The sequence below is a fragment of the Dokdonia sp. R86516 genome (assembly GCF_044596715.1).
Classification (GTDB): domain Bacteria; phylum Bacteroidota; class Bacteroidia; order Flavobacteriales; family Flavobacteriaceae; genus Dokdonia.
On the sequence record NZ_CP138998.1, the window covers coordinates 27,342 to 40,218 of the forward strand.

Annotated in this window: 9 protein-coding genes and 2 tRNA genes; 8 read left to right on the plus strand and 3 right to left on the minus strand. The window is 37.4% G+C overall.

What is annotated here, in order from left to right; translation table 11 throughout:
- Window positions 1-10: 10 nt before the first annotated feature.
- Entirely contained in the window at window positions 11-1,681 is a 1,671-nt protein-coding gene (locus SJY23_RS00140) for an alpha-amylase family glycosyl hydrolase (RefSeq protein ID WP_396598086.1), read from the plus strand.
- Here the strand turns inward: SJY23_RS00140 and SJY23_RS00145 are convergent.
- The 3 genes from SJY23_RS00145 to SJY23_RS00155 are packed head-to-tail and all read right to left on the minus strand — an operon-like array spanning window position 1,678 to window position 4,982.
- Complete coding sequence (locus SJY23_RS00145) at window positions 1,678-2,220, minus strand: NADPH-dependent FMN reductase (protein ID WP_396597002.1); 543 nt, start codon at window positions 2,218-2,220, stop codon at window positions 1,678-1,680. The genes SJY23_RS00140 and SJY23_RS00145 overlap by 4 nt on opposite strands.
- Window positions 2,221-2,279: 59 nt before the next feature.
- The gene (locus SJY23_RS00150; protein ID WP_396597003.1) at window positions 2,280-3,803 is read right to left on the minus strand and encodes an OmpP1/FadL family transporter; all 1,524 of its coding nucleotides are present in this window, start codon (window positions 3,801-3,803) and stop codon (window positions 2,280-2,282) included.
- 30 nt (window positions 3,804-3,833) lie between these two features.
- Window positions 3,834-4,982, minus strand: a complete 1,149-nt coding sequence (locus SJY23_RS00155) for a hypothetical protein (RefSeq protein WP_396597004.1) — start codon at window positions 4,980-4,982, stop codon at window positions 3,834-3,836.
- Window positions 4,983-5,081: 99 nt separating this feature from the next.
- Here SJY23_RS00155 and proS point away from each other — a divergent pair, with 99 nt between their 5' ends.
- From proS to SJY23_RS00190, 7 genes are all read left to right on the plus strand, one after another.
- Entirely contained in the window at window positions 5,082-6,560 is a 1,479-nt protein-coding gene (proS, locus tag SJY23_RS00160) for a proline--tRNA ligase (protein ID WP_396597005.1), read from the plus strand.
- A gap of 84 nt (window positions 6,561-6,644) precedes the next feature.
- A tRNA-Glu gene (locus SJY23_RS00165) sits at window positions 6,645-6,716 on the plus strand.
- Window positions 6,717-6,764: 48 nt separating this feature from the next.
- Window positions 6,765-6,836 (plus strand) — tRNA-Glu (locus SJY23_RS00170).
- 30 nt (window positions 6,837-6,866) lie between these two features.
- The gene (gene rpsT / locus SJY23_RS00175) at window positions 6,867-7,118 is read left to right on the plus strand and encodes a 30S ribosomal protein S20 (RefSeq protein WP_013751623.1); all 252 of its coding nucleotides are present in this window, start codon (window positions 6,867-6,869) and stop codon (window positions 7,116-7,118) included.
- 226 nt (window positions 7,119-7,344) lie between these two features.
- Window positions 7,345-7,698 (plus strand): 50S ribosomal protein L19, encoded by a 354-nt coding sequence (rplS, locus tag SJY23_RS00180; RefSeq protein WP_035336310.1) that lies wholly within the window; start codon window positions 7,345-7,347, stop codon window positions 7,696-7,698.
- A gap of 455 nt (window positions 7,699-8,153) precedes the next feature.
- On the plus strand, window positions 8,154-10,376 hold the full coding sequence (locus SJY23_RS00185) for an NADP-dependent isocitrate dehydrogenase (RefSeq protein WP_396597006.1): 2,223 nt from the start codon (window positions 8,154-8,156) through the stop codon (window positions 10,374-10,376).
- A 122-nt stretch (window positions 10,377-10,498) separates the two neighbouring features.
- Entirely contained in the window at window positions 10,499-12,877 is a 2,379-nt protein-coding gene (locus SJY23_RS00190) for a carboxypeptidase-like regulatory domain-containing protein (protein WP_396597007.1), read from the plus strand.

The following is a 12,877-nucleotide window of genomic DNA, read 5'->3' on the forward strand; positions in this document are numbered from 1 at the left end:
TAATCTCATGATGAATATAAAATCTATAGTCGCACTACTCTTTGTTGTTGTTTCAATATCAAGCTGTAAAGAAAAAGAAACTACAGTAACGCAGGTTGAAGTGGAAAGAAAAACTCCTTTTCTCTGGGAAGCTTCAAATATGTATTTCCTGCTTACAGATCGTTTTAATAATGGCGATACAAGTAATGATGTCAACTTTGATAGAACTCAAGAGAGTGCTGTACTTAGAGATTTTATGGGTGGTGACATCAAAGGAATCACACAGAAAATAGAAGATGGCTACTTTACAGATCTAGGGATTAATGCCATCTGGTTTACTCCAGTTGTAGAGCAAGTACATGGAGCAGTAGATGAAGGCACAGGTGTTACTTATGGTTATCACGGTTACTGGACCAAGGACTGGACTTCACTAGACCCTAACTTTGGTACAAGAGAGGACTTGCAAAAATTAATAAGCGCAGCACATCAAAAAGATATACGTATCGTTATGGATGTGGTACTTAACCACACAGGTCCAGTTACAGACCAAGATCCATTCTGGGGTGAAGATTGGGCACGAGAAAATCCTAATTGTGCTTTCAGCACCTATGAAAACACTACTGCTTGCAGTCTTGTAGAAAACCTTCCAGACATCCTTACAGAGAGTGATCAAGAAGTTACACTTCCTGCTACATTAGTAGCAAAATGGAAGTCTGAAGGACGTTATGATGAAGAAATGGCAGAGCTTGACTCTTATTTTACAACAAATAACCTCAAGAAAACACCACGCAATTACATTATAAAATGGCTTACAGATTATATACGTGATTTTGGAGTAGATGCTTTTAGAGTTGATACTACAAAACATGTGGACGAAGCCTCATGGGTGGCATTAAGAGCACAAGCAGATAAGGCCTTTGCAGATTATAAAGCAAACAATGAGGATAAAGTGATGGATGATAATGACTTTTTCATGTTTGGAGAAGTGTATAATTACTCTATAGATGGAGGTCGTTCTTATGATTTTGGAGATAAAAAGGTAGATTACTTTGCAAATGGCTTTGACAATCTCATCAACTTCCAATTTAAATATGATGCTCAAGGAAGCTATGAACAGTTATTTAGCAAGTATGCAGCAATCAAGGATTCGATCTTTAGCGATAAGAGTTTTGTAAACTATGCTACCTCACATGATGATGGACAACCATTTGATAAAGACCGAAACAAAGCTATAGAAACAGGTACTAAGCTGTTATTAACTACGGGGATATCTCAGGTTTATTATGGTGATGAAACTGCGAGAGACCTCACCATCGAAGGAACAAATGGTGATGCTACGCTAAGGAGCTTCATGAACTGGGAAGATATTGAGAACAGCACTACAAATAATGTTCTTAGCCACTGGCAAAAGCTAGGTACTTTTAGAAGAGATCACCCTTCGGTAGGTGCTGGTACTCACGAGATGCTAAGTGCAGCTCCTTATGTTTTTAAAAGATCATTTGATAAAAATGGTCTGGCAGATACTGTGGTCATAGGATTAGACTTAAATATCGGGGTGAAAGAAATTCTGGTGGGTAACGCTTTCGCGAAAGCGCAAACTGTCAAGGACACCTACTCAGGACAAGAAGCTAGTATAATCGACGGCAAGATAACTCTTGATACTCCATATGATATTGTTTTACTAGAGGCTGTAAAAAACTAATCATCTAGCTGCTGAAGAAATGAAGCCAGCACTTGAGAAATCCCTAACTCCATAGCAGGACTTGTTATGGAGAGGTCCTTTACGTCAAAGTTTTCTTGAAATGAAGGAAAGCTAAAACTCTCTGCTATAACTCCTCCAAAACGAGGGGCAGTACTCTTCATATACTCAAGCGCAGAAGAAGCTCCTCTAGCCCCAGGAGAAGTACTCACTAAAAGGATTTTTTTATTTGCTAAGAAATTCCTGTCTGCACGAGAAAGCCAATCTAGAATATTCTTAAAAAAGGCAGATATCATCCCGTTGTGCTCATTTACTCCTATGATAATACCAGAAGCCTCAGCAATCTTATTTTTTATGATTTGAACATCAATTGGAATTCCTCGTTCTTGTTCTAAATCTAAATTATACATAGGAATATCATAATCTAAAAGATGCAAACGCGCCGCGGGTTGAGATTGAATCGAATTGATAATATAATCCAGCAACATACTATTTATAGATGTTTTGCTATTACTTCCTGATAGTGCAATTATTGTTCCCATAGTTTCATAAAAAAAAGCCACCCGAAGGTAGCTTTTTTTATTAACTATAAAAGTTCTTTTTAAAGACTCACTGTAAGCGTAGCAATCACGGATGTGTTATCACGATCTACTGTAGCCTCATTTGTTAATCCTGTACTGTATAGAGAATTAGTGCGCTCTTGAGAGAATGTATCGTACGCTACGTCTAGTTTTATCTTTCCAAAATTATAACCAACTCCTGCAGAGTAACCAGATAAATCGCCTACTGTAGTTTCATCTTTAAACGGACTATCCTCATAGCGGTAACCACCTCTAAAACTCCATGCTTGAGATCTAATCTCTCCACCTAATTTATAAGAATTTACTGGTTGCAATAAGTTATCTATCGCTGCATTTTGGGCATTAAAGAAAGAGTCGCTTTCTGGTCTAAAGCTTAGGTTTGTATAATCTTTATAAGAATAATCAAAGCTTAATAAACCTTGCTGTCCAAAAAGATATGCAACACTACCTGTATATTTTCCAGGAGTTTTGATTTCATAATCCTCATAGATATTAGTTACTCTAGGATTAATCACTGTGTTGAACACTCCTGCATCATCTATTGCAGTAGTTGATATACTTTGATTAGTCTCTTCGCTTATAGTTGTCCACGTAGGTAAATCATAAGTAAAACCAACCCTTAAGTTTTCTCCAGCTTTATAAATACTTCCTAATTGAAATGAAAATCCGCTACCTATGGTTCTTAAATTATTTTCAAAACGTATGTCAGTAATATTTGTAAAACCTTCATCTGCCCCAACATTGTTTGATTCAAACAAAACTGTAGACTGATTATAATCAATAAAGTGAGAATTTAAATTTAGACCTAAATAAAGATTCTCATCATACTGAGCTCCTATATTAAATGACGCTTTACCACTATAACCTGATGATGCAAAGATGTACTCTTGGTCATAATTTTCGGCAACGGTATTTACAAAATACTCAGTATTACTTAAATCATTTGATACAGGATCCAAAACAAATGATTGAAATCCTAATAATGCTTGTTGAGCTCCAAAACCTTCAGTCTCTCCAAGAAATTGATACAAATCAGCTACCGATTCACCATCAACAGTTTCAAGCAAGTCAAGTGGCACTCCCTGTGCAAAGTCACTAAAGTAACTGGAAATAGAATTTGTATTATTTCCGACAGCTGTATACTGATTATCAAGATTTGATGTTCGATCATAATTGAAGCTAAGAGAAACTTTATTCCACTTAGAATTACCAGAACCTCCTATAATAAATACACCTCCAGCCTGATTTATAGATAAATCAGAGTCCGAAACGTTTGTAGTGTTGCCTAAATATCTAGTATCATTATCGTAGTTATCATTAACAATAGAAAGTGATACTGTACCTCTGGTAAATACAGCACTCGCTGCAGGATTATCTCCTATTGCACTTAAATCTCCACCCAAAGCACCAAAGGCACCTCCCATGGCTCTATAACGAGCTGTTCCTGTCACATTTGATGACGTATATAGAAGTGCATCAGAAATAGTCTGTCCGAAAGATGTTCCCGTGGCCACTAATGCCGCTATTAAAATTAATTTTTTCATATATAAAACTTATGTTGTAAACAATATCAATTATCCTCTACGCCCACCGCTTCTTCCAGAAGATCTTGACGACGATCCGCTACTGCTTCTTGACGAAGAAGAAGATCGAGAGTAAGAACTACTTCTTGATGAAGATCTGCTAGGCGTGGCTGCTGGTCTTGATGGTCTCGAGGCTGGTCTTGATTTAGTTCCGCTAGGTCTTACCGGACGTGAAGGTCTAGATTGAGTACCAGATGGTCTTGAAGGACGACTTGGTCTTGTTGTATTAGGTCTACCTCTTGTTACACCATCTCGATTTGCACTTGTAGGTCTACCTCCTCTAATACCATCTCTGTTAGTACTTGAAGGTCTTCCTCTAGTAATTCCATCACCATTAGTAGATGACGGTCTAGCTCCTATAACACGAGTACTTGTACCTCTACTTCTAGAATATGTATTTCTACTTGTAGGACGTGTTGTTCTTCCAGAAGCCGAACGTAAACGAGATCTTGAAGATGAGATAGCATTTATTGCATTTCCTCTTCTACCTGTATTTAAACTTCTTCCACGAGGACTGTTATTATATGCGAGTCTTCCGCCGTTATATGTACCATAATTGTAGTGACCATGAGATACAAAAGGTCTGTAGTACCCATAACCGAAATTCCCATATCCGTAATGGGGAGTATTCCAAAACCCCATTCCCCATGGAGACCAAAATGCAGCATAACTTCTGATTCCATATGGATTAGGAAATCCAAAACCATTACCAAAACCTCCATAGCCAAATCCAAAACCTCTCCAGTAAGGATTATTATTATAAATATTAACTTCTACATCTTGAGCTTCATCTCCCCAAGCTGCATAGCCCGTATTAGTTTCAAAACTAGCTCCATCAACATAGATTTCTGTCCCAGCCTCTGATGAGTAGGAGTCTATATCAGTAAATATAGCACCATCTTCCTCTAAATCGCTAAGCTCCTCCACACCTTTCTCGAAGTAATTCTTATAAACTTGAGAATTTGATCCATTAGAAACTTCTTGATTGGAATTACTTACCACATCAGTTTGAGAACTACTATAAATCCCGTCTTCATCATAAATATTCTGAGTAGAACTACAACCAATGATAAAAACTGATGTAGCAGCTAGAAAAGTTATTTTTTTTACTGTGCCTAAGAGAGAAGTATAAAATTCCATATCAATAATGTTTTAATTGTTGCTTGATTCAAAAATACCTAATTTCGCTAGGTATTTTTACAACCAAATTAACACAACATTTGTGCCAAAATAAGTTTTATGGGCAAGAACCTCACAAAAAGAAGTGAAGATTATTCTAAATGGTATAATGAATTAGTAGTTCAAGCAGACCTAGCAGAAAACTCAGCGGTGCGCGGCTGTATGGTTATCAAACCATATGGATATGCTATCTGGGAGAAAATGCAAGCAGAACTTGATCGCATGTTCAAGGAAACAGGACATGAAAACGCATATTTCCCGCTATTTGTTCCTAAAAGCCTTTTTGAAGCAGAAGAGAAAAATGCAGAAGGTTTTGCAAAGGAATGTGCAGTAGTTACGCACTACAGATTAAAAACAGATCCTGAAGACTCTAGCAAACTTATAGTTGACCCCAATGCAAAATTAGAGGAAGAACTTATCGTTCGACCTACTAGTGAGGCTATTATATGGAATACTTATAAAGGATGGATTCAATCATATAGAGACCTTCCACTATTAATAAACCAATGGGCAAACGTAGTACGCTGGGAAATGCGTACTCGCCTATTCTTAAGAACTGCAGAGTTTTTATGGCAAGAAGGCCATACAGCGCACGCAACTAAGCAAGAAGCACTTGTAGAGGCAGAATTGATGAATAACATCTATGCAGAATTTGCTGAGAATTTCTTAGCGATTCCTGTAGTTAAAGGTGTAAAGACAGAAAGTGAACGTTTTGCCGGGGCAGATGAAACCTTTTGTATCGAAGCACTTATGCAAGATGGGAAGGCCTTACAAGCTGGTACATCACACTTTTTAGGTCAAAATTTCGCGAAAGCGTTTGATGTGAAATTTACAACAAACCAAGGAAAACAAGAGCATGTATGGGCAACATCTTGGGGTGTATCTACACGCCTCATGGGAGCGCTTATAATGACCCACAGTGATGATCAGGGACTTGTTTTACCTCCTAACCTCGCCCCGTTTCAAGTAGTAATTGTACCAATATATAAAGGACAAGAACAACTTGATGCGATATCTCAAGTGGCAAATGAAATTGTACAAGACCTCAAACTTCACGGAGTTTCTGTAAAGTTTGACAATCGTGATACACATAAACCAGGTTGGAAATTCAACGAGTATGAGCTCAAGGGTGTTCCTTTAAGAATAGGAATAGGACCTAAAGACCTCGAGAAACGAACAGTAGAACTTGCTAGGCGCGATACTCTCACAAAGGAGTTTGTAGCCAAAGAGGATATTGTAGAGACTGTAGTAGACCTTCTTAAAGAGATACAAGAAAACCTATACACAAAGGCAAAAAACTACAGAGATACACACGTAACGCCTGTAAATGACTTTGAAGAGTTTAAAGAAGTTCTTGAAACTAAAGGTGGCTTTCTAAGTGCTCACTGGGACGGAACAGCAGAAACTGAAGAAAAAATAAAACAGATTACAAAAGCAACTATAAGATGTATACCTATGGATGCTGTTGAAGAAGAAGGAAAATGCGTTTTTTCTGGCGCTCCTTCTAATCGTAGAGTACTGTTTGCCAAGGCTTATTAATTTTTTTTTAAAAAAAGTTTGAAATTGGCTTGCAACATCTAGAAATATGTTTATTTTTGCATCCGCAATTTAAACGTTGTTCTAGGCCCGTTCGTCTATCGGCTAGGACGCATGGTTTTCATCCATGTAAGAGGGGTTCGATTCCCCTACGGGCTACACATTTTGAATTAATGAATTCTGAAGGTAACACTTCAGAATTTTTCTGGCCCGTTCGTCTATCGGCTAGGACGCATGGTTTTCATCCATGTAAGAGGGGTTCGATTCCCCTACGGGCTACAATTTTTATAATTACTAGAAAAAACAATAATGGCAAATCACAAGTCAGCTTTAAAGAGAATTAGAAGCAACGAAGCTAAGCGTCTTAGAAATCGTTACCAACACAGAACGACTCGTAACGCGATCAAAAGACTACGCGATATGACTGAGCAAAAAGATGCACAGGCTTTATATCCTGCTGTAGCTTCTATGATTGACAAGTTAGCTAAACGCAATATCATTCATGATAACAAGGCAGCTAACCTTAAGTCTAAGCTTGCAAAGCACGTAGCAGCTCTTTAATAGCACTACGATTACGATATACAGAGAACTTCTATATTTCTATAGGGGTTCTTTTGTTATTTAAGAAGTAGATAGGTGTTACTAGCGCTTTCGCGAAAGCAAAACTCCACTACAACTTTTACATACTGAAATTAATACCGCAGGAATTTCTTGCAACTGATTAGGCTAACCTCTGACGATACGCGTGAATGTTGCCCTAATGTAAAACCACTTTAATATCCATAAAATGGAAGATTTAGTAAAATTCGTACAAGACGAATTCATCCCAAAAAATGATTTCCCAACCTTTTCTGCTGGTGACACAATTACAGTGTACTACGAAATTAAGGAAGGTGAAAAAAGTAGAACACAGTTCTTTAGAGGAGTTGTGATTCAATTAAGAGGAACTGGAAGAACTCAAACATTTACAATCCGTAAAATGTCTGGTACTGTTGGTGTGGAACGTGTATTCCCACTTAACCTTCCTGCAATCCAAAAGATTGAAATAAACAAGAAAGGTATTGTACGTCGTGCACGTATCTTTTACTTTAGAGGTCTTACTGGTAAGAAAGCTCGTATTAAAGAAAGACGTGGCGCTTAAGCTACCACAATATTTTACTAAAAAGCTCCATCATAACGATGGAGCTTTTTTTTTGGATACAATCTTAACAATTGGAACGTTCTAGAGTGTTAGAACCTGAATACAATCATAGTACAACGTAACTTATACAAACAGACAATTAATGCCTAATAAGCTGTATTGATAAGTAATAAACTATTTCAAGAACAAACCTTGACAATCATATTATAGATTAATCACAAAAAGATGCAGCCCTTCAACACCAAAAGCAAATAAGTATCCACGACTTCAGAAAGCATCAATTAATCACTTTAACTACTCAAATGGATTTGACACGCTATTAATTATTAAATTCTTGATAATTATCACAGTATTCACACTCCTTAGCATTGCAAGTAACCTTAGTGATTTGGTATATTTGCTAGGCTCGACTTACGAGTAATTTTCAATAGATTTACTAAACAAATATCTTCTAAATGGCAACAGAAAAGACCACTATAAAATACACACTCACGGATGAAGCTCCTATGCTTGCTACGCATTCATTTCTTCCTATTATAAAACGTTTCACCAAGTCTTCTAATATTGACATGGAGCTAGTGGATATTTCTCTAGCTGGTCGTATCGTTGCAAATTTTCCAGATAACCTGACAGAAGATCAAAAACAAGAAGATGCATTACAAGCGCTAGGCGAACTAGCAAAAAAACCAGAAGCAAACATCATCAAGCTTCCTAACATCTCTGCTTCTATACCTCAGCTTACCGCTGCTATAAAGGAATTACAGAGTGATGGATATGATATACCAGATTTTCCAGAAGAACCAAAAACTGACGAGGAAAAATCTATACGCGCTAGATATGCAAAAGTGCTAGGTAGTGCTGTAAACCCAGTATTACGTGAAGGTAACTCAGACCGAAGAGCACCTAAGCCAGTAAAGCAATATGCGAGAAACAACCCACACAGTATGGGTGCATGGAGTGAAGATTCTAAAACCCACGTCGCGACGATGTCTCATGGAGATTTTAGAAATAATGAAAAATCTGTTACCATAAAAGAGGCTGGAAATGTGCGTATTGAACACGTAGCTGCAGATGGAACTGTTACTGTTCTTAAAGCCAACACACCAGTTCTAGCAGAAGAAATTATAGACGCTTCTCTTATGGAGAAGAAAGCTTTGATTTCTTTCCTTGAAGAGCAAGTGGTTGATGCAAAAGAAAAAGACATTCTCTTCTCCCTTCACATGAAGGCGACTATGATGAAGGTTTCTGACCCTAAGATATTTGGACACGCAGTACGTGTGTTTTTTGCACCAGTGTTTGAAAAGTACGCAACTACTTTTGATAAATTAGGAGTAGATGTAAATAATGGATTTGGAGACTTAATTTCTAAAATTGACGAATTACCATCTTCAGAAAAAGAAGAAATTCTAGCTGCTATAAAAGCTTGTTATGATGCAAGACCAGATCTTGCAATGGTAAATTCTGATAAAGGAATTACAAACCTACATGTTCCTAGTGATGTTATCATAGATGCATCCATGCCAGCAATGATACGTGCGTCTGGTCAAATGTGGAATGCAGAAGGAAAACAACAAGATACAAAAGCCGTAATTCCAGATAGCAGTTATGCTGGGGTTTTCCAAGAAACTATAGATTTCTGTAAAAAACATGGAGCTTTTGACCCTACAACAATGGGTACCGTTCCTAACGTAGGTCTTATGGCTCAAAAAGCCGAAGAATATGGATCTCACGACAAAACTTTTGAAATACCAGCAGCTGGAGTAGTACGTACAGTAGATGACGCAGGAAATACATTAACAGAACACAAGGTAGAAGAAGGTGATATCTGGAGAATGTGTCAAGTAAAAGACGCTCCTATCCGTGACTGGGTAAAGCTTGCTGTAAGTCGAGCGAGAGCTACGGGTGTTCCTGCTATATTTTGGCTAGATCAAGAAAGAGCACATGATGCGCAACTTATTAAGAAAGTAAACCTATATCTAAAAGATCACGATACTGATGGTCTTGATATTCAAATCATGTCACCAGTACTTGCTACACGTTTCTCTTTAGAACGTATCAAGAATGGACAAGATACTATCTCTGTAACAGGAAATGTACTTCGTGATTATAATACAGATTTATTCCCTATTCTAGAAGTAGGAACTAGTGCAAAGATGCTATCTATCGTTCCTCTTATGAATGGTGGAGGATTATTTGAAACTGGAGCTGGAGGATCTGCTCCTAAGCATATCCAGCAGTTTCTAGAAGAAGGTCACCTGCGTTGGGATTCTCTTGGAGAATTCTTAGCACTAGCAGTATCTCTAGAGCATGTAGCAACTAGCCGCGGTAATAATCGCGCTCAAGTTCTTGCAGACACGCTAGATGAAGCAACGATTAAATTCTTAGAAAACAGAAAATCTCCTTCTCGTAAAGTAAACGAGCTCGATAACCGTGGTAGTCACTTCTACCTTGCACTTTACTGGGCACAAGGACTTGCTGCACAGACTGTAAATGCTGACCTAGCTTCAGAGTTTGCACCTGTAGCTAAGGCTATGGAGGACAATGAGCAGACCATTATTAATGAGCTTAACGCGGCACAAGGTAGCCCTCAAGATATAGAAGGTTACTATAGTGTAAGTAGCGAGAAAACATTTGCAGCTATGCGACCAAGTACGACATTTAATGCAATTATTGATTAAATTATAACGCTTTCGCGAAAGCGTACAAAGCTATTTAAAAGCCTCTTCTAGACAGAAGAGGCTTTCATTTTTTTAACAAGTTTAATTAAATTATTGTCGTTAGCTTTACTCAAAACTATAACATGAAAAAGTTCTTTACTTTACTCTTTCTCTTAGGAGTTACTCAGCTTTCATTGAGTCAAGAAAAGTATACACTCAGTGGTACAATCACCGATAATTCAAGTAATGAGACTTTAATTGGTGTAAGCATATTATTTCCAGAATTAAATGATGGTGTAGTTACAAATTCATATGGGTTCTACTCCATAACATTGCCCGAGGGAATCTATCAATTACAAGTAAGCTACTTAGGATATACAGATGTAATTGAAACGGTAAATCTCACAAGTGACATACGTCGCAATTTTAAACTCACTCCATCTGAAGAATTACTTAACGAGGTTGTAATAGAAGAAAAAGTAGAGCGAGTGCGTATACGTAAACCTCAAATGAGTGTAAATGCATTAAGTGCGGCTACGATTAAACAAATCCCCGTCGTACTAGGCGAAGCAGATGTTATTAAAGCAATTTTATTACTTCCTGGAGTTACAAGTGCTGGTGAGGGTGCTTCCGGGTTTAATGTGCGTGGTGGGGCGGCAGATCAAAATTTAATCCTACTTGATGAGGCTACTATATTCAACTCCTCTCACCTCTTCGGGTTTTTCTCAGTATTTAATCCTGATGCGATTAAAGATTTAAAACTTTACAAAGGCGGAATCCCTGCACGTTATGGTGGTCGCGTCTCATCTGTATTAGACATTTATCAAAAAGAAGGTAATAGCAAAAATGTAAAAGTAAGCGGAGGAATAGGCGCTGTAGCAAGCAGATTACTTGTAGAAGGACCTATTGTAAAGGATAAAGCTGCGTTTCTACTGGGTGGAAGAGCGTCATATGCTCATTTATTTTTACCCTTATTTGATATAGACAACAAGGCATACTTTTATGACCTCAACACTAAGATTAACTACAATATAAATGACAACAATAGTTTATATCTCTCAGGGTATTTTGGTAGAGATCTCTTTAGTATAGATGATAGTTTTAAAAATGTTTACGGCAACGCCGTAGGCAATGTGCGATGGAACCACATATTTTCTGACAAACTCTTTTCTAACGCCTCCCTAATTTATAGTGACTATTATTATGGTTTAGATCTTGATTTTGTAGGCTTTGAGTGGAATTCTGGTATCAACAACATTAACCTTAAGTATGATCTTACTCATTACTTAAATGATAAGATGAAGATTTATTCTGGGATTAATAATCTATACTACACATTTAATCCTGGTCGTATAAAACCTAATGGACCAGATTCTGGCATTATAGAAGAGCAACTCACAAAGAAGTATGCAAATGAGTTTGCTGCATACGTAGATATTGAGCACAAATTATCAAAAGATCTCACCGTTGAGTACGGGCTACGTTATAGTAATTTTACTCGTCTTGGTCAAGATGAGATTAATATATATAGAGATAATCAACCTGTTACTTTTGATCCGTTTCTATTGATTTATAAAAGTGAAGACCCTATTGATACAAACACTTCTTTATCAAGAAGTGATAAACTAGCTACCTTTAACTCACTAGAGCCACGTATCGCTGCATCTTATGCGTTTAATGACGACACTTCTATAAAAGCAAGTTACACGCGACTCGTTCAATATCTTCATTTATTGTCAAATACAAGCTCCCCTACCCCATTAGACATATGGACTCCTAGTGGGCAATTTGTACAACCTCAAAAACTAGATCAATATGCTTTGGGATATTTTAAGAACTTTGAAGTAAAAGACACAGAGTACACCCTAGAAACTGAGGCTTTTTATAAAAATATAGATGGTAGAGTAGATTATATTGATGGCGCACAACTTATCGCAAATGATGCTATCGAGCAAGTAGTATTACAAGGCGAAGCAAGAGCATACGGCTTAGAATTTTTGTTAAGAAAAAATGATGGCGACCTTAAAGGATTTATATCATATACACTCTCAAAATCTGAGCAGCGTACCCCCGGGAGAAATGAAAATGAGTTAGGTATTAATAGAGGGCAATGGTATAACACCCCTTATGACAAAACTCATGACATCTCTATGAATCTAAGCTATGAACTCAGTAAGAAGTGGAAATTTGGTAGTAACTTCCTTTTTCAAACAGGACAGCCTACAAATTTCCCCGTAGGACAATTTGAGTTTCAAGGTATTGTTATTCCAACATATGGTCCTCGCAATAAACAACGATTGCCATCTTATCATAGACTGGACTTAAGCGCAACGCTAACTCCTAGTGCAAATGAAGGTCGCTCATGGCAATCCGAATGGATTTTTAGTCTTTATAACGCTTACAATAGACGAAATGCTGCTTCAATTAACTTCAAGCAAAATGCAGAAACTGGAAACAATGAGGCCATTAGAACTTCTATTTTTGGAGTAATACCAGCAGTAACTTATAATTTCAAATTTTAA

What these genes read in the sequence shown, in the direction of transcription:
- SJY23_RS00140 (WP_396598086.1), top strand. Translation starts at nt 11, where the DNA reads ATGAATATAAAATCTATAGTCGCACTACTCTTTGTTGTTGTTTCAATA.
- SJY23_RS00190 (WP_396597007.1), top strand. Translation starts at nt 10,499, where the DNA reads ATGAAAAAGTTCTTTACTTTACTCTTTCTCTTAGGAGTTACTCAGCTT.
- SJY23_RS00185 (WP_396597006.1), top strand. Translation starts at nt 8,154, where the DNA reads ATGGCAACAGAAAAGACCACTATAAAATACACACTCACGGATGAAGCT.
- rplS (WP_035336310.1), top strand. Translation starts at nt 7,345, where the DNA reads ATGGAAGATTTAGTAAAATTCGTACAAGACGAATTCATCCCAAAAAAT.
- rpsT (WP_013751623.1), top strand. Translation starts at nt 6,867, where the DNA reads ATGGCAAATCACAAGTCAGCTTTAAAGAGAATTAGAAGCAACGAAGCT.
- SJY23_RS00145 (WP_396597002.1), bottom strand. Translation starts at nt 2,220, where the DNA reads ATGGGAACAATAATTGCACTATCAGGAAGTAATAGCAAAACATCTATA.
- proS (WP_396597005.1), top strand. Translation starts at nt 5,082, where the DNA reads ATGGGCAAGAACCTCACAAAAAGAAGTGAAGATTATTCTAAATGGTAT.
- SJY23_RS00150 (WP_396597003.1), bottom strand. Translation starts at nt 3,803, where the DNA reads ATGAAAAAATTAATTTTAATAGCGGCATTAGTGGCCACGGGAACATCT.
- SJY23_RS00155 (WP_396597004.1), bottom strand. Translation starts at nt 4,982, where the DNA reads ATGGAATTTTATACTTCTCTCTTAGGCACAGTAAAAAAAATAACTTTT.